Below are 25,788 nucleotides of genomic sequence, written 5' to 3'. Positions count from 1 at the left end.
CTAGCGGTTGCCTCGGCCGGTGGCGACTGCGCGGGCGACGGAGCGTGGCGGGCGTCGCGAAGGCGGACGCCCGCGGCGCTCAGCCCTGCGCGTCGCGCAGCTGTTGCTCCAGCCGCGCCTTGAGCGCGTCGTCGATCTTGAGCTGGCGCGCCAGTTCGTCGAGGTAGGCGCGTTCCATGAAGTTCTGTTCGTCCGCCGCCAGCAGGCTGGCCAGGTACATCTCCGCGCCGATCTCCGGGGTCTCGGCGGCGCGCGCCACGTCGGCCGGGTCCAGCGGTTTTTCCAGTTCCGCGTGCAGCCACGTGCGCAGCTGCGCGTCGCCGTCGATGCGCACGAACTCGCCTTCGATCGCCTCGCGTTCGCGCGCGTCGATGTGGCCGTCGGCCTTGGACGCGGCGACCAGCGCCTGCAGGATCGCGCGGCTGTGCTGTTCGGCCTGCGGCGGCGGCAGGCGGTCGACGGTGCGCGGTTCCGCGGCGCCGGGGCCTTCCTGCTGGCGCTTGTAGTCGCCGTAGGCCTTGTAGGCGAGCACGCCGACCGCGGCCACGCCGCCGGCGAGGGCGAACTTGCCGGCGTGCTTGCGCAGTTTCTTGTTGCCCAGCAGCAGGCCGAGCGCGCCGCCGGTCAGGGCGCCCTTGCCGAAGTCGGCGTTGAGCAGGCCGCGCTTTTCGTCCTCGCGCCGTTCGTGGCCGCGTTGCGGCTCGGTCCGCGCCAGCGGCTTGCCGCCGCCGAGCAGGTCGCCCAGGCCGCCGCCGCCCAGGCTGTTCTGCGCGGTCTTGAGCAACTGGTCGAGAAAGCCTTGGGTCTTCATGCGCGGCGCTCCGGTGCGAGGTCGTGATATCCCGACCTGTGGTTGCGCCGGCGCCGGTTCAAGCCGCGCGCATCCGGCGGCACGGCTGCGTAAAGGCCCGGTTCAAGCAGGTCCGATCCGCACGACCGGTCGTAACGGCGCCGACGCGCGCGCCGCTCAGCGCTGCTGCACCGCCAGGCGCAGGCCCAGGGCGATGAACACGCTGCCGGTCAGGCGCTCCTTCCAGCGCCCGCCGCCGCCGAAGCGGCGGCCGAAACGGCCGACGGCGAAGCTCAGGATCAGGCTGTTGCTCAATCCGATCAGCGACAGCAACGCGCCCAGGACCAGGAACTGCAGCCACACCATGCCGCGTTCGGGATGCACGAACTGCGGCAGGAAGGCGAGGAAGAACAGCGCCACCTTGGGATTGAGCACGCCGGTCATGACCGAGCGCAAATAGACCTGGCGTGCGGAAATCCGCGCCGGCGGCGGCGCGTCGCCGGCCTGCGCCGTCGCCGCCGGGCCGCCGCGCCAGGCCTTGATGCCGAGCCAGACCAGATACGCGGCGCCGGCGTACTTGAGGACTTCGAACGCCAGCGCCGAGGTCGCCAGCAGCGCCGACAGGCCCAGGCCGGCGGCGAGGGCGTGGATCAGGGTCGCCGTTTCCAGCCCGAACGCGGCCTGGATGCCGCGCGCGGTGCCGCCGGCGGCGCTCTGGGCGACGATCCAGGCGGTGCCCGGGCCGGGAATGAACACCAGCACGGCGGCGGCGATGAGGTAGGCGGCGAGGGTGGAGGCGTCGAACATGGCGGCGGCGCGCGAAGGGGATGGAGCCGAAGTCTGCGCCGGCTCGCGCCGCTCGCCAAGCCGGCGGCCGCGCGGCGGTGCGCGCTCAGGCCGCCGGTGGTGTCGCGGCCGCCGGATCGGCCGCGCGCAGCTTCTCGATCGCCGCGACGAAGGCCTCGGTGCCCGGCCATTGGCCGATCCGGCCGAGCTTCCTGGCGCCGCGGAACACCAGGAACGCCGGGATCCCGTGCAGGCCGAAGTGGGTGCCCATGGCCGCGTCCTCGTAGACGTTGTCGTGCAGCCAGTCCACGTCCGGCCAGCGCAAGCGCTCCTGCGCGAGCAGCATCTGGCCCTTGGCGATATCGCAGTTCGGGCAGTCCTTGCCCCACAGGAACAAGATCCGCAGGCGGCCGTCGTCGGGCAGGAACTCGTCCAGCCGCGCGTGCCGGACCAGTTGCATCGGGAACTGCCAGAAGAAGCGCGGGTGAGCGGTGTCGGTCATCGGCCCATGCTACTGCGCGGCGGCGGTGCGGACAGGACGTACGGCGGACGCTGCGTCCCGCCGGCCGGCGCTATTGCGCGACCAGCTGCACCCCGTTGTGGCGGAACGCGGCCAGCGTCGCGTCGTAGATGTCGGAGGCGACGTTGTTCTGGCCGTTCTCCGGATCGGAGATCCAGAAGTGCCCGTCGAGCTGGATGCCCTTGTCGTTGACGCCGGTGATGTACACGTGCGGCGCCGGCTCCTGCAGCACCCGGGCCTGCGCGTTCATCGCCTCGACGAACAGCGCGCGCGCCCGTTCCAGGTCGGTGTCGCCCTTGACCAGCACGCCGCAGACCAGGCGCAGGTTCCGGTCCGACCAGGACTGGTTGACGATGACGTTGTTGGTCAGCAGGTCGTTGGGCACGATCGCTTCGACCCCGTCGCGGGTGCGGATCATGGTGTAGCGCACGGTCATGCGGGTGACCCGGCCGGACACCGAGTTGCTGACGATGTTGTCGCCGACCCGCACCGATTGCTCGAACAGCACGATCAGGCCGCTGATGTAGCTGGCCGCGAGCTTCTGCAGGCCCAGGCCCAGGCCGATGCCGAGCGCGCCGCCGAACGCGGCCAGGGCGGTGATGTTGATGTCGCTGGCGGCGAAGATCGCCAGGGTCGCGGCGATCCAGATCGCCACGCTGAAGATGCGCGACAGCGCCAGGATGTAGTTCGGCTGCAGGGTGCGGCTGCGGCGCAGCAGCTTGGCGACGGTCTTGTCGCCCCACAGCGCGACGATCGCGATCACCACGCCGCCGATCAGGCCGGCGACCAGGCCCTGGCTGGACACGCTGATGCCGCCGAACTTGAAGCTGGCGCCGTAGAGCTTGGCCAGCGGCTGGCTGCGGTCGACGAACACCCCGACCACCAGCGCCAGCCACGCCACCACGGTCACCGCGCGCAGCATGATCTTCAGCGGCAGGGTCGGACGGAACAGCAGTTCCACGGCCATGCCGAAGAACCGGATCACCAGCAACAGCAGCAGCAAGGTCGCGGCCAGGCCGATCAGCGGATTGCCGAACGAGCCGCCGAACAGGCTCAACACCCCCAGCGTCAGCAGGGTCAGCACCGGCGTGCACAGGTACTCGACCAGGGTCAGCAGCACCGGGCGCTGGTGGCCGATGCGTTGCTTGAGCGTGCGCGTGACCAGCACGCCGACCGCGGCGGCGAGGGTCAGCGCCAGCAGGGTGACCAGCAGGTCGGTCGGGTTCGACACCACGTCCATGGCGTCGGAGACGACTTCGGCGAGCTCCGGGTCGCGGTCCAGCGGCGGCGGCTTGGGCGCGGCGGTCATTGGTCGGAACTGTAGTCCGGTTCCAGCGCGGTCAGGGCGCGGTCGCGGCGGCATTGCGCGAGCGGCTTGCCCTTGGCCGAGAGGATGCGGACGATGCTTTGGTCGAAACCGGTCACGACTTTCAGGCAGGCGCAGCCGTAGCCGTAGCCGCGCGGGTCGCCTTCGTGCTTGACCCACTCTTTTTCCGACGGCGGCTGCGGCCACGGGCCTTCGGCCTGATGGCCGCCCTGCAAGCCCACGGTCCATTGCGCGTCGGGGTCGATCAGCCAGGCGTTGCCCGGGGTCGGGTTGATGAACCAGCCGCAGCGCGTTTCCGGCTTCGGGCCGGCCGCGGCGGCGTGGCCGGCGAGCAGCACGGCGGCGCACGCCAACGCCAGGCGCGGCAGCGAAAGGGAACGTCCGTGACGGGCCATGCGCGGTTCTCCATGAAGTGCCGCCATGGTAGCCGCTGCCACGGCGGCTTCGACGGTCGGCGTCAGTCCGCCGCGCCCGCCGGCACGGCCAGGCGCCATTGCAGCAGGCGCGCCGCCGGATGGGCGTGAAGCCAATCGTCCAGGATCGCGCGCGCGCCGGCTTCCTCGCGCGCGGCCAGGCCGACCCAGCGCGCGCCGGCGCCGTCGGCGGAGGCCTGCAGCGGCGGGTGGTCATGGCCGGCGTCGGCATCGGCGTCGCCGAGCGAACAGGCGCGGCACAGGTGGCGCACGCTGTCGGTCCAGTCCTGGGCCTGGCCGTGGTCGCGATGCGCGCGCTGCGCCAGCGCGGCCAGGGTGTCGGGCTCGGCCGTTTCGATCCAGGCTTCGAAGGTGGCGTAGGGCGAGGCTTGCCACAACTGCAGTTGATCGAACACCGGATACTCGCGCTCGCCGATGCGGCGGCTGCCGTTGGGCGCGCCGTCGTTGAGCACGATGTCGGCGTAGCGATGGCCGCTGTCGGGCAGCGGCACGTTGCGGATGCGCGCGCGGGCCGGGTCGATCCGGTCGCACCAGACCACTTCGCCGCGGCCGTCCGGGTCCAGCCGCACCGGCGCCAGGCCGCAATCGGCCTGCAGCGGGCCGTCGCCGGGTTCGATCGGCAGGCCGTAGCGCTGCCAGGCCTCGCGCGCGCTGCGCCAGTCGCGCAGCGCGGTCGCGGCGATGCCCAGGTTCCAGCACGCGCCCTGGTGGCCGGGTTCGCGCGACAGCGCTTCGCGGTTGGCGAGCAGCGATTGGTCCCAGTCGCCGAAGTATTTGTGCAGCAGGCCGATGTTGAACCACGGCGCGGCCCAGGCCGGATCGGCCTGGGCCGCCTGGGCGTAGAAGCTCAGCGCGCGCTCGTCCTCGCCGCGCGCGCCGAGGCGGTGGCCGTACTCGTTGAGCAGTTCGGCGCGTTCGCGCGCGCTGCGGGGCTTGGGCATGGCGAAGAAGCCGTGGCGGTGGGGGCGCACACGGTATCAGTCTTCCTCGTGCCGCGGCTTGTAGGCCTCGACCAGTTTTTGCTGCACCGTGCCGGGCACCGGTTCGTAGTGGCTGAAGTCCAGCGAGTAGCGGCCGCGCCCGGCGGTCACCGACTTCAGTTCGGCCGCATAGCCTTCCAGCTCCGACAGCGGCACCTGCGCGCGCACCACGATCTCGCCGCCGCGCACGCTGTCGGTGCCGTTGATGCGCGCGCGTTTGCTGGCCAGGCCGCCGCTGATGTCGCCCATGTGCTGCTCCGGCGCGTTGACCTCCAGATCGACGATGGGTTCGAGCACCTGCGGGCGGGCCTTGCCGATCGCGTCGAGGAAGGCCTTCTTGCCGGCGGCGACGAAGGCCACTTCCTTGCTGTCGACGCTGTGGTACTTGCCGTCGTAGACCACCACGCGCACGTCCTGGATCGGATAGCCGGCCACGGCGCCGTCGTGCAGCACCTGGCGCACGCCTTTCTCCACCGCCGGCAGGAACTGGCCGGGGATGGTGCCGCCCTTGACCTCGTCGACGAACTCGAAGCCGCCGCCGCGCGGCAGCGGTTCGATGCGCAGGAACACCTCGCCGAACTGGCCGGCGCCGCCGGTCTGCTTCTTGTGCCGGTGATGGCCCTCGGCGCGGCCGGCGACGGTCTCGCGGTAGGCGATGCGCGGCGGGCGCGATTGCACTTCCACCCCGTACTTGTCCTTGAGCCGATCCAGGTTGATGCGCAGGTGTAGGTCGGACAGGCCGCGAATCACGGTCTCGTTGGTCTCGGTCTCGTGCTCGACGTGGAAGCACGGGTCTTCCTCGGCCAGCTTGTGCAGCGCAGTGGACAGCTTCTGCTCCTGGCCCTTGCTCGCCGCCTCCACCGCCAGGCCGAACATCGGCCGCGGGAAGTTCAGCGGCGCCAGGTGGATGTGGTCCTCGTCGTGGCTGTCGTGCAGCACCGCGTCGAAATGCAGCTCGTCGACCTTGGCCACGGCCGCGATGTCGCCCGGCACGGCCTGGTCGATCTCGACATGGTCGCGGCCCTTGAGCTTGAACAGGTGCCCGACCTTGAACGGCTTCTTGCCGTCGTCGACGAACAACTGGGTGTCCTTGCGCACCGTGCCTTGGTAGACGCGGAACACGCCGAGCTTGCCGACGAAGGGATCGTTGACGATCTTGAACACGTCGGCGATCACGTGCGCCTTGGGATCGGGCGTGGCCTGGATCGGCTGCGCATCCTCGCCGGCGCCCTTGGCGAACGGCGGCGGATTGGCTTCGCCGGGGTGCGGGAACAGCCGCTCGGCGGTGTCGAGCAGTTCGGCGATGCCGGCGCCGCTGCGCGCCGAGCAGAACAGCACCGGCACCAGGTGGCCTTCGCGCAAGCATTGCTCGAACGCGTCGTGCAGCTCCTGCCCGGACAGGCCGCCTTCGCCGAGGTCGAGGTAGTGCCCCATCACCGTCTCGTTGATCTCCACCACCTGGTCGATGATCTTCTGGTGCCACTCGCCGACCGCGCCCAGGTCGCTGTCGCCTTCGGCGCTGCCGAAGCAGTCGACCACGCGGGCGCCGCCGTCGGCGGGCAGGTTCAGCGGCAGGCATTCGGCGCCGAAGGTCTCGCGCAGGTCGGCGAGCACCCGTGCCGTGTCGGCGCCGTCGTGGTCGATCTTGTTGACCACGATCGCGCGGCACAGGCCGCGCGCCTTGGCGTGCTCCATCATCCGGCGGGTGCCGTACTGCACGCCGCTGTCGGCATCGACCACCACCGCCAGGGTTTCCACCGCGGCCAGCGCCGACAGCGTCGGACCGCGGAAGTCCGGATAGCCGGGGGTGTCGATCAGGTTGACGTGGACGAGCTGATTGGGCGCCGCGCCGTGATCGATGCTGGCGATCGCGCAATCCAGCGAGTGCCCGCGCTGTTTCTCGATCGGATCGAAGTCGGACACGGTGCTGCCGCGTTCGATCGTGCCTGCCGTCTGGACTGCGCCGCCGGCGTGCAGCAGGGCTTCGAACAGCGTGGTTTTGCCGGCGCCAGGGTGGCCTGCCAAGGCCACGTTGCGGATTTGTTCTGTGCTGTAGGACATGAGCGGACTTCTCCCTGAGGCTAGGGTCGGAAGGCCGTCATGGCTGTCCGCGCTGCGCGCCCGAGCGTGGCGCTCGGCGGGCGGTCATGGCGGGCCGGCGGGGGCCGGGAGGACAGGCTCGCGCAGCGCGCCGGGTGGGTCAAGCCCGGCGGCCGGAAGCGCGCACTGCTTGGCGATTGCCGGTGGTGCAGTGCGGCACGGGCGCAGCGACGAAAACACGCGAGCGCAGGGTGCGGACGAACGTCCCCGGGGGCGGCCGCGTTCGCGCCAGTCCCGTTCGCCCTTCGCCGCCTTCGCTGTGTTTGCCCGCTCGTTCCCTGTCCCGTAACACCTTCGCCGCTACCCTGGGCCTCCCCCAACAATCGGAGCCGCACACCATGGGTATCTCGCGTCACGCCACCGCGCATTGGGAAGGCGACCTCAAGAACGGCCAGGGCCGCCTGAGCACGCCGCAGAGCGGGCTGCTGGACAACACCCGCTACGGCTTCAACAGCCGCTTCGGCGAAGAGAAGGGCACCAATCCCGAAGAGCTGATCGCCGCCGCGCACGCCGGCTGCTTCACCATGGCGCTGTCGGCCAAGCTGACCGAGGCCGGGCACCCGCCGGCCAGCCTGGACACCCGCGCCGAAGTCGATCTGTCGATGGAAGGCGGACCCTCGCTGTCGCAGATCCGGCTCAAGGTGAAGGCGCAGGTGCCGGGGATCGATGCGGCCAAGTTCCAGGCCATCGCCGAGGACGCCAAGGCCAATTGCCCGGTGTCGAAAGCGCTCAGCGCGGTGCCGGTGAGCCTGGAAGCCGAACTGGCCTGAGGCCGGACCGGGCGGCGGTTCGCGCGCGGTCGCCAACCGCCCGCAGCCGCCGCAACGGCGGCGCGAATCCAGACGCTGGTAGCGATACGCGCGAACCCATCGGCAAGGCCGGAGTCCGTCGCGCGCAGCGGTGGCCGGTACTCCGGATTCGACGGTCGCGCCGGCGCTGCGGCCGTCGCCGCTCGCGCCGCTGCTACAGTCGCCGCGCCCAACAACGTCGCCCCGCATGTCCGAGCCGTCCGCCATCCGCCACGCTTTGCTGATCCACGGCGCCGGCGCCGGCGGCTGGGAATGGAACCTGTGGCGCGAGGTCTTCGCCGCGCGCGGCATCGCTGCGCACGCGCCCGACCTGCAGCCCGCGCCGGCCGGCCTGGAAGCGACCACGCTGGACGATTACCGCGAACAGATGCGCGCCGCCCTCGCCGCGCTGCCGCGCCCGCGCGCCGCGGTCGGCGCCAGCCTCGGCGGGTTGCTGGCGTGGCTGTGCGGCGATCTCGCCGACGCGCTGGTGCTGGTCAACCCGCTGCCGCCGCTGCCGTGGGCGGCCGAGAAACCGGCGCGCGACTGGCCGGCGCGGGTGCCGTGGCGGCGCGAGGCGAGCCTGGCCTCGACCCGCCGCGCCATGCCCGACGCCGACGAGGCCGCCGCGCTGTATGCGCTGCGGCGCTGGCGCGACGAATCCGGCGCGGCGCTGCGCCAGGCCCAGGCCGGGATCGAGGCGCCGGTGCCGGCCTGCCCGGTGCTGTGCATCGCCAGCCACGGCGATACCGATGTCGATCCGCAACGCAGCGCACGGTTCGCCGCCGCGGTCGGCGCCAGCCTGATCGCCTTGCCGGGCAGCCACGTCGGCCCGCTGCTGGGCCGCGAGGCCGCGCGCGCCGCCGCGCATGCCGCGGACTGGTTGCGCGCACCGGCGCTTGGCGGGCAGGCTGTCGGCGAGGTGAACGCTATTTTTACGCCGAGCTAACGCCCGGCCGCATTCAGCCCGGGTTGACCGCCCCGGCCCGACGATCCGTTTCGCGCCATTCCGGCGCCTGGGAGCCCCGTCATGAACCGCTCGTTCGTCACTGTCCTGGGCCTGGCCCTGGCCGCCGCCACCGGCATCGCCTCGGCGCAGTCGTATCCCTCCGGTTCGGGCAACTATTCGGGCGGCTACGACAATGGCGCGCCGAGCTACAGCTCCCAGGTCGACTTCGCCCGCGTGGTCCGGGTCGATCCGGTGTTCGAGACCTATTCCTCGCAGCCGGCCAGCGCGCCGCGCTGCTATGAGCGCCCGACCTACGTCCAGGGCGACGGCTACTACAACGACGGCAACGGCAACGGCGGCTACAACGACGGCTACACCGACGCGTACGGCAGCCAGCGCCGCAGCGCCGGCACCGAGGGCGGCCGCACCGCCGCGACCGTGGTCGGCGGCATCGTCGGCGCGGTGCTCGGCAGCAAGGTCGGCGGCGGCAGCGCGCGCTACGCCACCTCGGCGATCGGCTCGATGGTCGGCGGCATGGCCGGCCGCAGCATCTACGAGCAGAGCAAGCGCAGCCAGGAGCCGCCGCGCACCGGCACCGTGCGGGTCTGCGATCCGGTGCCCGCCAACGGCTACGGCAACAGCTACGCCAACGAGCGCTCGGTGAGCGCGTACGACGTCACCTACGAATACGCCGGCAAGACCTACCGCACCCGCACCGACCACAATCCGGGCGACCGCATCCGCGTGCGCGTGGACGTGCGCCCGGACTGAGCGCGGCCGACCGAATCGGCGCAAAGGCGGCGTTGGAACGGGGCGCCGCCCGCGCCGGTGGGACGCCGGGGCCGCGAGGCTCCGGCGTCTTTCGTTTGCGCCGCGCGCATTCGTCCGCAACCGTGCACCGCGACTAGACCATGGTCGTAACGCCGCGCCCGCGCCCGATGGTCTAGCCTGCCCACGCCGGCCCCGGGAGACGTCCGCATGCGCTACGAGGAGTTCTACCGCCGTTCGATCGAGCAACCCGAGGCGTTCTGGGCCGAGCAGGCCCGCGCGATCCACTGGCGCACGCCGCCGCAGCGCATCCTGGACTATTCGAATCCGCCGTTCCGGCAGTGGTTCGCCGGCGGCGAAACCAACCTGTGCTACAACGCGCTCGACCGCCACCTCGACGCGCGCGGCGACCAGCTCGCCCTGGTGACGATCTCCAGCGAGACCGGGCAGACCCGCGAGCTGACCTATCGCGACGTGCATCGCGAAGTCAACGTGTTCGCCGCCGCGATCGGCGCGCTCGGCGTCGGCCGCGGCGACCGCGTGGTGATCTACATGCCGAACATGGCCGAGGCGGTGTTCGCGATGCTGGCCTGCGCGCGCATCGGCGCGGTGCATTCGGTGGTGTTCGGCGGTTTCGCCGCGCACAACCTGGCGCTGCGCATCGACGACGCCACCCCGAAGCTGCTGATCTGCGCCGACGCCGGCATGCGCGGCGGCAAGGTGATCGCCTACAAGCCGCTGGTCGATGCGGCCTGCGAAGAAGCGCAATCGCCGCCGCCGCACGTGCTGGTCGTCAGCCGCGGGCTCGACCCGGACCTGCGCCTGGTGCCCGGCCGCGACGTCGATTACGCCGAACTGCGCAAGCGACACGAAGGCGCCCAGGTCGAGGTCGAATGGCTCGAATCCAACGAGCCCAGCTATTTGCTGTACACCTCCGGCACCACCGGCAAGCCCAAGGGCGTGCAGCGCGACGTCGGCGGCTATGCGGTCGCGCTGGCGCTGTCGATGTGGTCGATCTACGACGTGCGCGCCGGCCAGGTGATGTTCTCCACCTCCGACGTCGGCTGGGCGGTGGGCCACTCCTACAACGTCTACGGCCCGCTGATCGCCGGCGCGACCTCGATCCTCTACGAAGGCCTGCCGACCAACCCCGACCCCGGCGTGTGGTGGAGCATCTGCGAGCGCTACGGCGTGCGCACGATGTTCTCCTCGCCGACCGGCATCCGCGTGCTCAAGAAGCAGGACGCGTCCTGGCTCGGCAAGCACGACCTGTCGCAGCTGCAATGGCTGTTCCTGGCCGGCGAGCCGCTCGACGAGCCGACCGCGAAGTGGATCACCGACGGCATCGGCAAGACCATCATCGACAACTACTGGCAGACCGAGACCGGCTGGCCGGTGCTGTCGCTGATGCCGGGGCTGGAGCTCAAGCCGGTCAAGTTCGGCTCGCCCGGCCTGCCCACGCCGGGCTACCACCTGCGGGTGATCGACGAGGCCAGCGGCCGCGACGTCGGGCCGGACGAGAAGGGCGTGCTGGCGATCGTGCCGCCGCTGCCGCCGGGTTGCCTGACCACGGTGTGGAACGACGACGCGCGCTTCCTCAACAGCTATTTCGGCCATTTCAAGGAGCTGCTGTACAGCTCGCTGGACTGGGCGATCCGCGATGCGGACGGCTATGCCTTCATCCTCGGCCGCACCGACGATGTGATCAACGTCGCCGGCCATCGCCTGGGCACGCGCGAGATCGAGGAGTCGGTGGCCAGCCACGCCAGCGTCGCCGAGGCGGCGGTGATCGGCGTGCGCGACGAACTCAAGGGCCAGGTGCCGGTGGTGTTCGCCACGCTCAAGGCCGGCGCCGGGCAGGACCCGCACGCGGTCGCGGCGGGCATGCAGGACTGCGTGGTGCGCCAGCTCGGCGCGGTGGCGCGGCCGGCGCGGGTGTACGTGGTCGGCGCGCTGCCCAAGACCCGTTCGGGCAAATTGCTGCGGCGCTCGATCCAGGCCCTGGCCGAGAGCCGCGATCCCGGCGACCTGTCGACGCTGGACGATCCCGGCGCGCTGGAGGAGGTGCGCCGCGCGCTCGAACGCGGCGCCGATGCGGGCGGTTGAGCGCAACTCCCGTGCGCGCCAGCGTGAACGCGAGCAAAAGCATTCGCCCGCGCAACATCGGCATTGACGCCATTTTTCTGCGGCGGCGTTAGCATCGCGGCAACGGGCGGGCTGCGACCCGCCCTCGATCCAGCGAGGCCGCAATGCAGTACACCAGCCCTTCCGCCACGGCCGCATCGGAACCCGAGCACGGCTCCGCGCATCGCGCCGACGCGCACGGCGCCGATGCGGGCGCCCCTGGCTGGGATGCCATCAACCACGCCTTGAACCGCGTCTATCCGCGCCAGTCGCCGTGGCATTCCAGCGCGCCGGCCGGCGACGCCGCGCCGTTGCCGGGCATCAGCGCATACAAGCGCATCACCCCGCTGCCGCACTGGCATTTCGTCACCTACGGCTTCAGCGAGCTGTTCGACAAGCGCAGCGACGAGGCCGAGATCAGCGGCTACGGCTTCGAACTGACCTTCCGCCTGGCCAATCCCGACGACGCCGACGAGCCGCCGCGCTGGGCGCTGAACTTCCTGCAGAACCTGGCGCGCTATGTGTTCGAGAGCGGGCACGGTTTCCACGCCGGGCACTACCTCAGCGCCGGCGGGCCGATCGCCGCCGACAGCGACAGCGCGATCCGCGCGCTGGCCTTCGTCCACGATCCGGAACTGGCGCCGATCGACAGCGACAACGGCCGGGTCGAGTTCCTGCAGATCGTCGGCCTGACCAACGAAGAAGAGTTCGCGCTCAAGCGCTGGTCCACGCTGAAGGTGCTGGAGGTCTTCCACGACTACCTGCCGCTGTGGATCACCGACCTGGAGCGCGGTTCGCTGCTGGCCGATCCCGAGATCGCCGCGCGCCTGGCCGAAGGGTCGGCGCGCGAAGGCTCCTCGGTCGGCACGATCTACGCCGATCACCTGGGCTGGGAGCAGCGCAAGCGGCTGCTGCGCGCGCCGACTACGGTGCTGTCGCTGAGCGCGCGCCAGGTCGGCGAACTGCTGGCGCTGCTGCCGCTGCGGCTGCCGTTCGGGCATGCCTTCGGCGTGGTCGGGCCGGAGCGGCGGGCGGTGTTCGAGCCGGCCGTGCGCGGCAACGAGGCCGAGATCGCCGACGGCGCGCTGCACCTGCGCCTGGACGAGCGCGCGGTGCGCAGCCTGGTGTCGCGGCTGCGGGCGCAGGCCGGAACCTACGAGGTCGATGGGTTCGCGGCGCTGCAGGTGCAGGTGCGCTGAGCGGGCGGGCGGTCTGAGCGGAAGGCGTCGGGCCTGAAGGCCCTCCCACAACAGCCGTGGCGGTCCTCCCATGAGGGCGGCGGCCGTTGTGCGAGGGCCTTCAGGCCCGGCGCTTTTGTGCCGGATCGCGCAGAAACCGAAGCCGGCTTTGCGCATTCAGTCGGCTGGCGCTGCCGGCCCGCCGTACCCCGGCGTCATCGGCCGGTCCGCGCCGCGGGTTAAAATGTCCGGATCGCCCCGACCGGGCCACCCGGAGTCAGACAGATGTCCCAGCCCTCCGCCGGCGCCAAGTTCCGCGCCGCGCTCGCCGCCGAATCGCCGCTGCAGGTGATGGGCGCGATCACCGCCTATGCCGGCCTGATGGCCAAGCGCACCGGCTACAAGGCCCTGTACCTGTCCGGCGGCGGCGTCGCCGCCAACTCGCTGGGCATGCCGGACCTGGGCATCAGCACCATGGAAGACGTGCTGACCGACGCGCGCCGCATCGTCGACGCCACCGGCATGCCGCTGCTGGTCGACATCGATACCGGCTGGGGCGGCGCGTTCAACATCGGCCGCACCATCCGCAACTTCGAGCGCATCGGCGTGGCCGCCGTGCACATGGAGGACCAGGTCGGGCAGAAGCGCTGCGGCCACCGTCCGGGCAAGGAAGTGGTCAGCAAGGACGAGATGGTCGACCGGGTCAAGGCCGCGGTCGACGGCCGCACCGACGGGCAGTTCGTGATCATGGCGCGCACCGACGCGGCCGCGGTCGAGGGCATCGACTCGGCGATCGAGCGCGCGGTCGCCTACGTCGAGGCCGGCGCCGACATGATCTTCCCCGAAGCGATGAAGACCCTGGACGACTACCGCCGCTTCAAGGCCGCGGTGAAGGTGCCGATCCTGGCCAACCTGACCGAATTCGGCTCGACCCCGTTCTTCACCACCGACGAACTGCGCGAGGCGGGCGTGGACATCGCCCTGTACTGCTGCGGCGCGTACCGGGCGATGAACAAGGCGGCGCTGAACTTCTACGAGACCGTGCGCCGCGAAGGCACCCAGAAGAACATCGTCGACACCTTGCAAAGCCGCGCCGACCTGTACGACTTCCTCGGCTACCACGAATACGAAGACAAGCTGGACCGCCTGTTCGCGCAGAACAAATAACCAGGAGTTCCGATGAGCGACAACGCTACCCAAGTCCTTCCCAAGGCCAAGAAATCCGTCGCCCTCAGCGGCACCGCCGCGGGCAACACCGCGCTGTGCACGGTCGGCCGCAGCGGCAACGACCTGCATTACCGCGGCTACGACATCCACGACCTGGCGACCAAGTCGACCTTCGAGGAAGTCTCGCACCTGCTGGTCCACGGCGTGCTGCCGACCGCTTCGCAGCTCAAGGCCTACAAGACCAAGCTCAAGCGCCTGCGCGGCCTGCCGGCGATCGTCACCGACGCGCTGGAACTGGTGCCGGCCAACGCCCACCCGATGGACGTGCTGCGCACCGGCTGCTCGGTGCTGGGCACGGTGCTGCCCGAGCGCGAAGGCCATCCGGCCAGCGAGGCGCGCGACATCGCCGACCGCCTGATCGCCAGCTTCGGCTCGATGCTGCTGTACTGGTGGCACTTCACCCGCAACGGCCGCCGCATCGAGTGCGAGACCGACGACGACTCGGTCGCCGCGCACTTCCTGCACCTGCTGCACGGCGAGCCGCCGAGCCAGCTGCTGGCCGATTCGCTCGACAAGTCGCTGATCCTCTACGCCGAGCACGAGTTCAACGCCTCCACCTTCACCGCCCGCGTCATCGCCGGCACCGGCTCGGACCTGCATTCGTGCATCACCGGCGCGATCGGCGCGCTGCGCGGTCCCAAGCACGGCGGCGCCAACGAAGTGGCGATGGACATCATCTCGCGCTACGACAGCGCCGATGAGGCCGAGACCGACATCCGCGCGCGGGTCGAACGCAAGGAGATCGTGATCGGCTTCGGCCACCCGGTCTATACCGTCGGCGATCCGCGCAACCCGATCATCAAGGAGATCTCGCGCGCGCTGTGCAAGGACGGCGGCAACCAGGTCCTGTTCGACGTCAGCGAGCGCATCGAGACGCTGATGTGGGACATGAAGAAGATGTTCCCGAACCTGGATTGGTACTCGGCCTCGGCCTATCACATGATGGGGATCCCGACGCCGATGTTCACCCCGCTGTTCGTGATCGCGCGCACCACCGGCTGGAGCGCGCATGTGATCGAGCAGCGCGAGGACGGCAAGATCATCCGTCCCAGCGCCAACTACACCGGCCCGGAAGATCGCGAGTACGTGCCGATCGAACAGCGCTGAGCGCGCGCCGCCGGGCGGCGTAAACGCAAGACGCGACGGAACGAGGCCAGGCGCGAGCCTGGCCTTTTTCGTGCGCGCGCGGTTCGCCGTCCGCGTGCGCCTATCGTCGAATGCGACACAGAAACGTCATGGAGTGCGATGGCATAGTCCGGTGCCGGCCGGCGCCGCGGTGGTGCCGGCCGGCGCGTGGACGTTGCGGGCCGGCCGCGCGTCGCGAGGGGCGGCGGCGCGGCAAGGATCGAGCAAGAGGAGACGCCATGCGCGACAGCGACGTTCCGGTAAAGACCAACGAAGGCCGCGACGAGATCGAACACCGCACGCGCAAGCTGCCGCCGATGCTGCGTTCGATCCTGTTGATCGTCGACGGCGAGCGCAGCGCGCGCCACCTGCGCGAACTGGCGGTCAGCCTGCACGGCCCGGCCGATGCGCTGGAGCAGCTGGAACAGATGGGATTGATCGCGTCCTCGGCCGCGGTCGCGGCGAGCCTGGCGGCGACGCCGCGCGCGCCCGCCGTCGCATCGAGCGGCGTCGCCGCGCAGGCGCCGGCCGCGTCGTCGGCTTCGGCGCAGCGGTATCAGGCGCTGTACGCGCTCATGAGTGAGGCGGTGCGCGAGCACCTGGGCCTGCGCGGCTATTTCCTGCAGCTCAAGATCGAACGCTGCGCGAGCAGCGACGAACTCGCGGCGCTGTTGCCGGAGTTGAGCGCGGCCCTGGCGAAGGTGCGCAAGGACGAAGTGGCTGCGCGGATCGAAGCGCAGTTCGCCGCCGGCGCCTGAGCGCGGCGGCAACGACGCGAAGCCAACACGGCGGGCTGCGTGCGCGGCGCCGCGACGCATGCGCACGGGCCGCTGCGGCCCACCGTCGCGACGCGACGATCGCGCATAAAAAAACTCCCGCCGCGCGAAACGCAGGCGGGAGTTTCGTCGTGCCGCCGGCTTACGCCAGGCCTTCGGCCTTCAGCGCGGCCTGCACGCCGGCATCGGCTTCCATGCGGCGCGTGAACGCGGCCAGGCGCTCGTAGCCCGACAGGTCGACCTTGGTCGCCGCGGCCCAGCGCAGGGTGATGTAGAGATACGGATCGGCGTAGCTGCGGAAACCGGCCAACCACTCGCGATCGGCCAGGCGCCGATCGGCCGCGGCGTACATCTTGCGCAGGCGCTCGCGCGCGGTCTGGCGCACGACGTCGGCTTGGGCGGGATCGGGATGGAAGGCGCCCGGCGAGAAGATCGGCACGAACGCCGGATGGATGTCGGAATTGCAGTACGCCAGCCAACGCGCGGCTTCGGCGCGCTGCTGCGCGCTGCCGTCGCCGGCCAGTTGCGCCTGCGGGAAGGTGTCGGCGATGTAGCCCATGATCGCCGCGTTCTGGGTCAGCACGAACTCGCCGTCGACCACCGCCGGCACCGCGCCGGCCGGATTGATCGCCAGGAACGCCGGCGCCTTCATCGTGTCCTTGTCGACGATCTCGACTTCGAACGCGCCGCCGGTCCATTGCAGGGCGATGTGGTCGGCGGTGGAGCACGCGCCGGGCTTGCTGTAGAGCTTCATGGTGTGGCGACCCCTCGGGTGGTGAGCCGGCGACTATCGCCGCTCCGGGGCCACATGCTCAAGCAAGCCGGTGCAACGGTGCGTTACGAGGCGCGCTCAGCCGCGCCGCGGCTTCAGCGCCTGCACCTTGTAGAACGTGTGATCGCCGATCGTCGCCACCTGGTAGGCGTTGCGCCACGAAGGGCTGGCGATGGCGTGCGCGGCGAAGTGGCTCGCGCCGGGCACGATCTCCTTGCGCTGGCCGGCCGGCAGGGCCCAGTTGCGCTCCGCGGCCAGGGCCACGTTGACGGACTCGGCCCAGGCTTCGGAATTGCTCAGGCGCGTGCCCGGCGAGACCAGGGTCGGGGCGAACTGCTTGTTGGCGGTGACGACCTCGCACACGGTGTCGCCCCAGATGCCGCTGTCGCGGCGGCGCAGGGCCACCTCGGCGACGGCTTGCTGGCCGCGTTGGGACTGGTCGCGGGCTTCCAGGTAGACGGTGGTGCTCAAACACAGCGAGTCGGCGGTCTGCGGCGGAAGCACGGAGGCCAGCCACAATATCCAAGCCAGTTTCATATCGGACTCCTTGCTCCGTTGCGTCGGGCCGCACTGGGTCGTCCATCCTCCGCAGGGGAGGAAAGGGACGGCGGTGAGGCCGACATGGCGTACTGGGGAGGGCAGCGGCTCTAGCGGCGCGCTTTTGCCCCGTCACCGGGACCGGGGGCAAATGAGCGCCCGGGGCGGTGGTGGGTGCCGCCTCTGCAGGGGGCGGCGGAAAAGTCGGCGAACGGTAGCGACGCGAATCCAAACCGACACTGAACGACAAAATCCAAGTTTCTAATTTAGTTGGAGTTTTTATTCTGAACAGGCGCTAGGTGCTTGGTTCTGAAAGGCTTTGTGCCGGCACGAAGCGTGCCCACGTTGTCTCACCCTTGTGTGAGCGAGCTGGTTCAGCAAAGTAGGGGAGGGGTGTTTGGCGTCTCCGGGCGGTGGTGGACTCCGGCCGGGGTGGGATTTCGGGCCACGATGGCCAAGCCGACCCCACCGATTGGGGTAAGCGGTCACAGACAGCCCTACAGAAGCCGGTCGGGGTGGGGTTTCGACCCACTTCGGGGGTCGCGTGCTCGCCCTGTAGGAGCGACGCGAGTCGCGACTGCGACAACGCAACTACGCCGCCGCTTCCATCGCAGCCGCGTTGTCGCGATCGCGACTCGCGTCGCTCCTACAGGGGGCAGGCACGCAGGCGCATGCGAGTAGCGCATCCACACATACATATATATGTGTGGATCGCGCGGCTCACAGCTGCGCCGCGAGCCGGCTCGCCTGGGCGATCGCGCGCTTGGCGTCGAGTTCGGCGGCGACGTCGGCGCCGCCGATCACGTGCACCGGCTTGCCGCTGCCGGCCAGCGCCTCGGCCAGCGGCTTGTACGGCTCCTGGCCGGCGCAGATCACCACCTGGTCGACCGGCAGCGTCTGTTCGCTGTCGTCCACGCGGATGTGGAAGCCCTCGTCGTCGATGCCGACGTACTCGACCCCGCCGAGCATGCGCACCTGCTTGGCCTTCAAGGTCGCGCGGTGGATCCAGCCGGTGGTCTTGCCGAGCTTCGCGCCGGGCTTGCCGGCGCTGCGCTGCAGCAGCCAGACCTGCCGCGCCGGCGGCTCGGGCTGCGGCGCGGCCAGGCCGCCGCGGTTGTCGGCGTAGTCCAGGTCCACGCCCCACTCGGCGCGCCACTGCGCCGGGTCCGGGTAATGCGGGGCGTCGTCGCCCGAACGCGGGCCGGCGTGGACCAGGAATTCGGCCACGTCGAAGCCGATGCCGCCGGCGCCGACGATGGCCACGCGCGGCCCCGGCACGACCCGGCCCTGCAGCACGTCCAGGTAACTGACCACCTTGGCGTGGTCGCTGCCGGGGAAGTCGACCTGGCGCGGGCGGATGCCGGTGGCGAGCACGATCTCGTCGAAGCCGGCCAGCGCGGCCGCGTCGGCGTCGGTGTTCAGGCGCAGCTCGACCCCGGTCTGTTCGACCCGGCCGGCGAAGTAGCGCAGGGTCTCGTAGAACTCTTCCTTGCCCGGAATCCGCTTGGCCAGGTTGAACTGGCCGCCGATGCGCGCGGCGCGGTCGAACAGGGTGACCTTGTGCCCGCGTTCGGCCGCGACCGTGGCGCAGGCCATGCCGGCCGGGCCGGCGCCGACCACGGCGATGCGCTTGGGCGCGGCGGCCGGGCGGTAGTTCAGCTCGGTCTCGGCGCAGGCGCGCGGGTTGACCAGGCAGCTGGCGTGCTTGTTCTCGAACACGTGGTCCAGGCAGGCCTGGTTGCAGCCGATGCAGGTGTTGATGTCGGCGGCGCGGCGGTTGCGCGCCTTGTTGACCCAGTCCGGGTCGGCCAGCAGCGGGCGCGCCATCGACACCATGTCGGCGTCGCCCTCGGCCAGGATGCGTTCGGCCACGTCGGGCATGTTGATGCGGTTGGTGGTCACCAGCGGCAGCCGCACCTCTTCCTTCAGCCGGCCGGTGATGCCGGTGAACGCGCCGCGCGGCACCGAGGTGGCGATGGTCGGCACCCGCGCCTCGTGCCAGCCGATGCCGGTGTTGATCAGGGTGGCGCCGGCGGCCTCAATCGCGCGGGCCTGGGCGATGACCTCGCTCCAGGTCGAGCCGTCCTCGACCAGGTCGATCATCGACAGGCGGTAGACGATGATGAAATCCGGGCCGCAGGCCTCGCGGATGCGGCGCACGATCTCGACGCTGAAGCGGTAGCGTTGCGCGGCTTCGCCGCCCCAGCTGTCGCGGCGCTTGTTGGTGCGCGGCACGGTGAACTGGTTCAGCAGGTAGCCCTCCGAGCCCATCACCTCGACCCCGTCGTAGCCGGCCTCGCGCGCCAGCCGCGCCGAATTCACGAACGCCTTGATCTGGCGTTCGACCCCGCCGGCCGACAGCGCGCGCGGGGTGAACGGGTTGATCGGCGCCTTGAGCTTGCTCGGCGCGACTTGCAGCGGGTGATAGCCGTAGCGGCCGGCGTGCAGGATCTGCATGCAGATGCGGCCGCCGTGTTCGTGCACGGCGCGGGTCACCTGCTTGTGCTTGCCGGCTTCCCACGGCCAGCTGAGCTTGCCGCCGAACGGCTTGAGCCAGCCGACGATGTTGGGGGCGAAGCCGCCGGTGACGATCAGCCCGACCCCGCCGGCGGCGCGCTCGGCGAAGTAGGCGGCCAGCTTGGGGAAGTCGGCGGCCTTGTCCTCCAGCCCGGTGTGCATCGAGCCCATCAGCACCCGGTTGGGCAGGGTGCAAAAGCCCAGGTCCAGCGGCGCGAACAGGTGCGGATACAGCGGATGCGGGCCGGCGTCGGCGGGCGCAGTGGAGGCGGGAGCGGTCGGGGCGGCCGTGGTCATTGCTGGCTGGATACGCTGGCGTATGGATTGCGCACGATGCCGGTAAAAGCCCTGGAATTCAAGGGGGAAACCGCGCTTCCGGCAGGCGCGTGCGGGGTTTTGCCGGAGCCGTCCGGCACTTTCGCAGCGCAGCGCGTGCAAACCGCGCGAAGACAGGCACGCCGGCGGCGCCGCCGCAACGGTTGTCACGCCCCGCCGCATCGCCGAACATGCCCGACCCCCCGTAGTCCGCCTTACATGGACGCAGCCGCCGAAACCAGCCTCCAGGACTACCTGCGCGCCGACATCGTCGCCGCCGACCTACCCGACCTGCAGCCCCTGCTGGGCGCGCGCGACCTGCTGCGCGCCTTCTCCACCCTGTTCCACGGCGGCGAAGAGTCGGTGATGGTGCGGCTGCTGGTGCTGCGCGCCATCGGCGAGCGCGGCCAGGCGCCGGACTGGAGCCCGCAGGAGCTGCGCGAACACTTCGCCTACCTCGACCCGGTCAAGTTCGACACCGTGATCGGCCGCCTGCGCGACAACGACCTGCTGCTGTGGGACGGCCAGACCCAGCGCTACCGCATCAGTCCCGCCGGGCGCCAGGCGCTGGCGGCGATCGGGATGCTGCTGCAGTTCAACCGCGAAGGCGACGAACTGGCCTACGTGACCGCGCAGATCGCCGCCGGCCAGGCGGTCGGCCGGGTGCGTTCGGACGATCTGCAACACCTGCTGTCGCGCTTGAACGAACTGCGCGAAGACTTCGACCAGGCGGTGCTGTCGGGGTCCGAACACCGCATCCAGCGCGCCGCCGGCACCTTGCAGCACGCCTGGCGCTGGATCGAGAAGGGCACCCAGATCGTCGAGGACATCTCCGCCGACCTGGAACTGGACAGCCACACCCACCGCGTCGCCCAGCAAATCGGCCGCGCCCAGAGCGCGATGCTGCGCCAGGCCTCGGTGTTCCAGCGCGCGCTGAGCCAGCTCGACCGCCATCGCGTGCACCTGGGCGCGAGCGGCCTGTCCTCGTCCGACGTCAACCGCTTCCTGCGCGAACTCGACATCGACAAGCTCGCCGGCATCGCCGACGACCTGCTGACCCGCACCGCGATCCCGGCGTTCATGCTCGCGCCGATCGCGCTGGACGTGGCCGAATACGAACTGGTCGAGCGCGAGCGCGAAGCGCGCGAAGACCAATCGCTGCCGCCGGCGCAGGCCGCGCCGAGCGCGGAAGGCTCGCCCGCGGCGGCGACCGACTTCGGTTACGCCGAGAACTGGCTCGACCAGCTCGCCGCGCTGGCCGGCGGCCCGCCGGCGGACGACGCATCGCTGCCGTCGGCGCCGCTGTCGGCGGTGGTGCCGCACGACAACTTCTCGCTCAGCGCGTATCGCCTGTCGCTGCTCGGCCTGATCGGCGATCCCGGCGCGGAGAACCGCGAAGGCGTCAGCGCCTCGATGGCGCGGCTGCCGTTGGCGTGGCGGGTGGAAACGCAGTTCGAAACCATCGGCCATTCCGGCGTGGCTTACATGAGCCGCGGCCGCCTCGACACGCTGAGCGAGGAAGACCTGCTGCGCGCGCGCCAGCCGCGCAAGCGCAAGGCCGCGGCGGAAGACGCCGCGGACGCCGCCGCCGAATCCGGCGACGCGCCGGCCAAGCGCAAGCGCGCGGCCAAGCCGCAAGACGACGACAAGAAGACCGCCGCAGGCGACGCCGCGCCCAAGCGGCGCGGCAAGCAAGCGGCCAAGGACACCGTACCCACCGCATGAACGACCCCATCGCTTCCCTGATCGCGCGACTGCTGGCCGAACGCTGGCTGTCGCGCGACGACACCGCCGTCCGCGAACTGCTGACCGACGCCGAACTGCGCAACGACCTCGACCGCCGCCTGGCCTCGGTCGGCATGCGCCTGCTCGAACATCCCTATGCCGCGCACATCGCGGTCGGCATCGCCCGGCCGCAGGAGTCGGCGGTGTTCGGCAGCGCCAAAGCCTGGTCCTCGACCAACCTGCAGCTCGACCGCGACGCCATCGCCTTGCTGGTGGTGCTGTGGGCGCTGCTGGTGCTGCCCAAGCGCCAGCGCCAGATCGCCCGGCAGAAGGCCGACCGCGACCAGGACCAGGAGCAGATGTTCGCCGAGCTCAAGCCGGTGCCGGTCGGCGCCGAAGTGGTCGAGCCGATCAACGAACGCACGCTGATGGCCGACTTCGGCGAGAAGCTCGGCGGCAAGACCCGGATCCAGTTCAACCTCGGCTCGCTGGCGCGACAGGGCTTCATCGTGCGGCGCAAGGAGCGCATCCACGAGGGCCCGATGCTGGACCTGGCGTTCGACTACGAACGCATCGCCGGCCGGGTGATGGACGGCGCGCTGTCGTTCGTGGTCGCCGAAGCGCGCCAGCACGCACTGGAGATGGCCGAGCGCGAAGCCGCCGACGCCTTGCTCGAGAGCGAAAGCGAGCGCGCGACCGCGGCCGAGCTGGCCGACGCGGCGCTGGCCGCGGCGGGCTTGCAGGCCGACGACTACGATGCGTTCCAGGCCGCGATCGAAGCGGTCGAAAGCGTGCATGCGCCGGACCAAACCGAAGCGCTGCCCGAAGCGGTCGCGGCGCAGGCCGATTCGGTCGGCGAGCAAGCGCCCGATGCGGCCGACGAACCCGCCGCGCAAGACGACCCCGTCCCACCCGAAGACATGAAGCACGAGGAGGCCGCGGCCGATGTTTGAGTTCCGCTCGCTCGAAGTCGTGCACTGGGACTATTGGCAGCGCTTCCAGCTGCCGCTGGACGCGTCCATCGTCACCGTGGTCGGGCCCAACGGCTCGGGCAAGACCACCTTGCTCGACGCGCTGCGCACCCTGCTGGCGATCGAAGACCGCGACACCGCGCGCGACTACAAGACCTACCTGCGCCACAACGGCAAGCCGTACGCCTGGCTGCGCGCGGTGGTCAGCAACAGCCCCGACCGTCGCGGCGGCCGGCCGTTCTTCCCGATCAAGGACGACCAGGTCACCCTGGCCTGCCGCATCCGCAAGCGCGGCGGCGACTGGAGCCGCGATTACCAGATCGTCGGCGGCGACGTGCCGGTGGAAACGCTGGAGCAGGGCGGCGAATGGCTCGGCGTGCGCGATTACCGCGTGCGCCTGGCCGGCGCCGGCCTGACCCGGGCGATCTGCCGGGTGCTGACCCTGGAGCAGGGCGCCACCGACAAGCTCTGCCAGTATTCGCCGCGCGAACTGCTGCAGCTGATCTTCGACGTGTTCGAAGACAAGGCCGTGCTCGACGACTACCAGCGCGCGCGCACCGAGCAGTTCGACGTCGAAAAGGAATTGCAGCAGCTCGGCCAGGACCTCGCCGGCCTCCACCTGCGCCTGGAATCGGCCAAGGCCGACGTGCGTTCGTTCGAGGACTACAACGCGCTGCGCAACCAGCGCCAGCGCCTGGAAACCGAAATCGCGCCCAAGGTCGAACTGGCCGACCAGCGCAACGCCATCGAAGGCGCCAAGCCGCGCCTGACCGGCCTGCGCCGCGCGCTGCGCGAGCGCGAGCGCATGCTCGACGACATGCAGCGCGAGGATGCGGTCGCCTCCGGCGGCCGCGAGACCCTGGTCGAAGCCATGCGCGAGGCGCGCCGCCAGGTCGCCGCCAGCGAGCAGACCTTCACCCAGGCACGCGACGCCGCGCGCGACGCCGAGATGCTGGTCAAGCGCCGCGACGAACTGGCCAGGCTGCAGGCGCAGCGCGGCGAGCTCGACGTCGACGCGCTCAGCGCCGCGGTCGAGAACGGCCGTCGCCGCCAGGCCGAACTGAAGCTGGAAGCCGAGCGCGACCGCAAGCGCGCCGGCGAACTGGCCGCGCAGCTGGCCGCGCTCAGCGGCGGCGGACGCATCGTCGAGCCGTTCGAACGCGATTTCCGCAGCAGCCTGCTCAAGGCCGACATCGATCACCACGTGCTGACCGAACTGGTCGAGATCGTCGACCCGCAATGGTCGGTCGCGGTCGAAGCGGTGCTGGCGCCGTACCGGCACCTGTTGGTGCTGGAAAACCCGAAGGACGCGCGCACCGCGTGGCAGCTCGGCGAAAGCCAGCAGTACCGCCACTTCATCGTCGCCGAGCGCGCGCCGGTGCCCAAGCCCAGCGCGGGTTCGCTGCTGGAAGTGGTGCGCTTCTCCGCCGATCCGCCGGCGTGGCTGCCGCGCCAGCTCGACCGCATCCGCCGCGTCACCGACATCGAGCACGGCTCGCGCCTGCCGGCGCAGCAGGACTGGATCACCCAGAAGGGCTATCTGCGCGAAAGCCGCGGCGGCCGCCACATCGGCGGCAACCAGCAGCACTTCGGCAGCGGCGCGCGCCAGTCGCAACTGGCCGAGCTGCGCGTCGAGCAGGAGACCATCGTCCAGCGCGCGCACTCGCGCGAAGCCGAATTGCAGGAACTGAGTCAGCGCGTGGACGCCGACCAGTCGCGCCTGCTCGGCCTGGACGCGACCCAGGAACTGGTGACCCGCGCCGGCGAATTCGCCGCCGCCGCCGAGCGCCTGCCGGAACTGGCCGAAGCCGCCGGCGCCGCCGCCGCCGCGTTGAGCGAGGCGCGCGCGCGCATCGACGCGGCCGGCGACCAGGACAAGGCCGAGGGCATCGCCGCGGCCAAGCGCCAGGGCCAGATCGACGCGCTGGCGCGCGAACTGCGCGAGCGCGGCTCGCAGATCAACGGCGAGCGCCACAGCCTGATCCAGCGCATCGTCGATTACCGGCGCAAGCGCGCGATCATGCCCGAGTCGTGGCGCACCGCGGCCGCGTTGCACGCCGCGCGCGAGGAGTACGAAAGCGCCTCGGCGGTGCGCCGCGAGATGGAGCGCATCGACGACCGCCTGGAGCGCGGCGGCTTCGTTACCGACGAGTCGTGCGTGCCGTTGCGCGACAAGATCGGCGCCGACCACGACGACTTGGCCAGCTCGATCATGCGCCGCGAGGGCCATCTGGACCGCGCCAAGCGCCTCACCGAGGAAGCGCGCGGCGCCTACATCAACGTGCTGCGCGCAACCGTGCGCCGCTACAAGAAGAACCTCGCCGCGCTCGGCGAACTGGCCGGCATCGGCGTCGACGCCGACATGCCGGAGCTGGCCAACAACGACGTCGCGCTGGCCCAGGCCGGCCTGTCGGTGCGTTTCGACTTCGACCGCAAGGGCTGGATCGGCCTGGACGACGGCGAAGCCTCGGGCGGCCAGCAGGTGATGAAGTCGTTGCTGCTGTTGGTGGCGCTGCTGCGCGACGAAGACCAGCCGGGCGGCTTCGTGTTCATCGACGAACCGTTCGCGCACCTGGACGTGTTCAACATCGAGAAGGTCGGCCGCTTCCTGCGCGCCACCGACGCCCAGTACATCCTGACCACGCCGATCACCCACAACCTCAACGTGTTCGATCCGTCGGATCTGGTGCTGACCACGAGCAAGCGCCGCGGCGGCAATACCTGGGCCGAGCCGGTGGCGGTGCTCAAGCGGCAGGTCGAGGCGAAGGGCAAGGCCGCTTAAACGCGGCCTCGTTTGCCCCCTGTAGGAGCGGCGCGAGCCGCGACCGCGACAACGCACCTACGCCGCAACCTTCGTCGTGGTTGCGTTGTCGCGGTCGCGGCTCGCGCCGCTCCTACAGGAAGCGGCCGACGGTCCGTCGGGGCGTGGGAATGGAACGATAAATCCCACCGCGGCGGCCCCCGCGCGGCTTGACTCCCGCCGCGCCGCCCCTACGATATGCACACGCAACACCCACCCCTTTCCTCAGGCCACCCCGTCATGCAGCGCTTCCCGCTCCTGATATCGCTGAACGCCCTG

General features: G+C 70.6%; 21 protein-coding genes. 11 read left to right on the top strand and 10 right to left on the bottom strand.

Annotation, left to right across the window (positions count from 1 at the left end; all coding sequences use genetic code 11):
* Positions 1-79: 79 nt before the first annotated feature.
* The 7 genes from BLV01_RS10240 to fusA form a co-directional block, all read right to left on the bottom strand.
* The gene (locus BLV01_RS10240) at positions 80-811 is read right to left on the bottom strand and encodes a tellurite resistance TerB family protein (RefSeq protein WP_091798433.1); all 732 of its coding nucleotides are present in this window, start codon (positions 809-811) and stop codon (positions 80-82) included.
* Between the two features lie 156 nt (positions 812-967).
* Positions 968-1,597, bottom strand: a complete 630-nt coding sequence (locus tag BLV01_RS10235) for a LysE family translocator (protein WP_091798430.1) — start codon at positions 1,595-1,597, stop codon at positions 968-970.
* A gap of 85 nt (positions 1,598-1,682) precedes the next feature.
* Positions 1,683-2,078, bottom strand: coding sequence for a thioredoxin family protein (locus BLV01_RS10230; RefSeq protein ID WP_091798427.1), 396 nt, complete (start codon positions 2,076-2,078; stop codon positions 1,683-1,685).
* Between the two features lie 70 nt (positions 2,079-2,148).
* On the bottom strand, positions 2,149-3,405 hold the full coding sequence (locus BLV01_RS10225) for a mechanosensitive ion channel family protein (protein ID WP_175485852.1): 1,257 nt from the start codon (positions 3,403-3,405) through the stop codon (positions 2,149-2,151).
* The gene (locus BLV01_RS10220) at positions 3,402-3,818 is read right to left on the bottom strand and encodes a DUF4087 domain-containing protein (protein ID WP_091798421.1); all 417 of its coding nucleotides are present in this window, start codon (positions 3,816-3,818) and stop codon (positions 3,402-3,404) included. Before BLV01_RS10220 ends, BLV01_RS10225 begins: the two co-directional genes overlap by 4 nt.
* 62 nt (positions 3,819-3,880) lie before the next feature.
* Entirely contained in the window at positions 3,881-4,798 is a 918-nt protein-coding gene (locus BLV01_RS10215; RefSeq protein WP_091798418.1) for a tetratricopeptide repeat protein, read from the bottom strand.
* 36 nt (positions 4,799-4,834) lie between these two features.
* A complete protein-coding gene (gene fusA / locus BLV01_RS10210; RefSeq protein ID WP_091798415.1) occupies positions 4,835-6,898 on the bottom strand; it encodes an elongation factor G in 2,064 nt (687 codons plus the stop codon).
* 377 nt (positions 6,899-7,275) lie between these two features.
* Here fusA and BLV01_RS10205 point away from each other — a divergent pair, with 377 nt between their 5' ends.
* The 8 genes from BLV01_RS10205 to BLV01_RS10170 all read left to right on the top strand — a co-directional run bounded on the left by BLV01_RS10205 (position 7,276) and on the right by BLV01_RS10170 (position 15,854).
* Positions 7,276-7,707, top strand: coding sequence for an OsmC family protein (locus BLV01_RS10205; RefSeq protein ID WP_091798412.1), 432 nt, complete (start codon positions 7,276-7,278; stop codon positions 7,705-7,707).
* A gap of 226 nt (positions 7,708-7,933) precedes the next feature.
* Positions 7,934-8,674, top strand: a complete 741-nt coding sequence (locus BLV01_RS10200; RefSeq protein WP_091798409.1) for an alpha/beta hydrolase — start codon at positions 7,934-7,936, stop codon at positions 8,672-8,674.
* Positions 8,675-8,755: 81 nt separating this feature from the next.
* Positions 8,756-9,445: a glycine zipper 2TM domain-containing protein gene (locus BLV01_RS10195; RefSeq protein WP_091798406.1), complete on the top strand. Its 690-nt coding sequence runs from the start codon at positions 8,756-8,758 to the stop codon at positions 9,443-9,445.
* Between the two features lie 207 nt (positions 9,446-9,652).
* Positions 9,653-11,548 (top strand): propionate--CoA ligase, encoded by a 1,896-nt coding sequence (prpE, locus tag BLV01_RS10190; protein ID WP_091798403.1) that lies wholly within the window; start codon positions 9,653-9,655, stop codon positions 11,546-11,548.
* 143 nt (positions 11,549-11,691) lie between these two features.
* Positions 11,692-12,765, top strand: a complete 1,074-nt coding sequence (locus BLV01_RS10185) for a suppressor of fused domain protein (protein WP_091798400.1) — start codon at positions 11,692-11,694, stop codon at positions 12,763-12,765.
* Between the two features lie 264 nt (positions 12,766-13,029).
* Positions 13,030-13,911: a methylisocitrate lyase gene (prpB, locus tag BLV01_RS10180; protein ID WP_091798397.1), complete on the top strand. Its 882-nt coding sequence runs from the start codon at positions 13,030-13,032 to the stop codon at positions 13,909-13,911.
* A gap of 12 nt (positions 13,912-13,923) precedes the next feature.
* A complete protein-coding gene (prpC, locus tag BLV01_RS10175; RefSeq protein ID WP_091798394.1) occupies positions 13,924-15,078 on the top strand; it encodes a bifunctional 2-methylcitrate synthase/citrate synthase in 1,155 nt (384 codons plus the stop codon).
* A gap of 257 nt (positions 15,079-15,335) precedes the next feature.
* The gene (locus tag BLV01_RS10170; protein ID WP_091798391.1) at positions 15,336-15,854 is read left to right on the top strand and encodes a hypothetical protein; all 519 of its coding nucleotides are present in this window, start codon (positions 15,336-15,338) and stop codon (positions 15,852-15,854) included.
* Positions 15,855-16,014: 160 nt separating this feature from the next.
* Here the strand turns inward: BLV01_RS10170 and BLV01_RS10165 are convergent, their stop codons facing one another.
* From BLV01_RS10165 to BLV01_RS10155, 3 genes are all read right to left on the bottom strand, one after another.
* The gene (locus tag BLV01_RS10165) at positions 16,015-16,626 is read right to left on the bottom strand and encodes a glutathione S-transferase N-terminal domain-containing protein (RefSeq protein WP_091798388.1); all 612 of its coding nucleotides are present in this window, start codon (positions 16,624-16,626) and stop codon (positions 16,015-16,017) included.
* 96 nt (positions 16,627-16,722) lie between these two features.
* Positions 16,723-17,181, bottom strand: coding sequence for a cell wall hydrolase (locus BLV01_RS10160; RefSeq protein WP_057946665.1), 459 nt, complete (start codon positions 17,179-17,181; stop codon positions 16,723-16,725).
* A gap of 720 nt (positions 17,182-17,901) precedes the next feature.
* A complete protein-coding gene (locus BLV01_RS10155; RefSeq protein ID WP_091798385.1) occupies positions 17,902-19,995 on the bottom strand; it encodes an NADPH-dependent 2,4-dienoyl-CoA reductase in 2,094 nt (697 codons plus the stop codon).
* 237 nt (positions 19,996-20,232) lie between these two features.
* Here BLV01_RS10155 and BLV01_RS10150 point away from each other — a divergent pair, with 237 nt between their 5' ends.
* Genes BLV01_RS10150 through BLV01_RS10140 form a run of 3 tightly spaced genes read left to right on the top strand, consistent with a single transcriptional unit; the run spans position 20,233 to position 25,491 of the window.
* On the top strand, positions 20,233-21,738 hold the full coding sequence (locus BLV01_RS10150; RefSeq protein WP_091798382.1) for a hypothetical protein: 1,506 nt from the start codon (positions 20,233-20,235) through the stop codon (positions 21,736-21,738).
* On the top strand, positions 21,735-22,691 hold the full coding sequence (locus BLV01_RS10145; protein ID WP_091798379.1) for a hypothetical protein: 957 nt from the start codon (positions 21,735-21,737) through the stop codon (positions 22,689-22,691). Before BLV01_RS10150 ends, BLV01_RS10145 begins: the two co-directional genes overlap by 4 nt.
* A complete protein-coding gene (locus BLV01_RS10140; protein WP_091798376.1) occupies positions 22,684-25,491 on the top strand; it encodes an AAA family ATPase in 2,808 nt (935 codons plus the stop codon). The genes BLV01_RS10145 and BLV01_RS10140 overlap by 8 nt, the downstream gene beginning before the upstream one ends.
* The last annotated feature ends 297 nt before the right edge of the window (positions 25,492-25,788 follow it).

The sequence above is a fragment of the Lysobacter sp. yr284 genome, from assembly GCF_900107375.1.
Classification (GTDB): Bacteria; Pseudomonadota; Gammaproteobacteria; order Xanthomonadales; family Xanthomonadaceae; genus Lysobacter.
The sequence above is the reverse complement of the archived record's forward strand: the minus strand, read 5'-3'. Positions and strand labels throughout refer to the sequence as shown.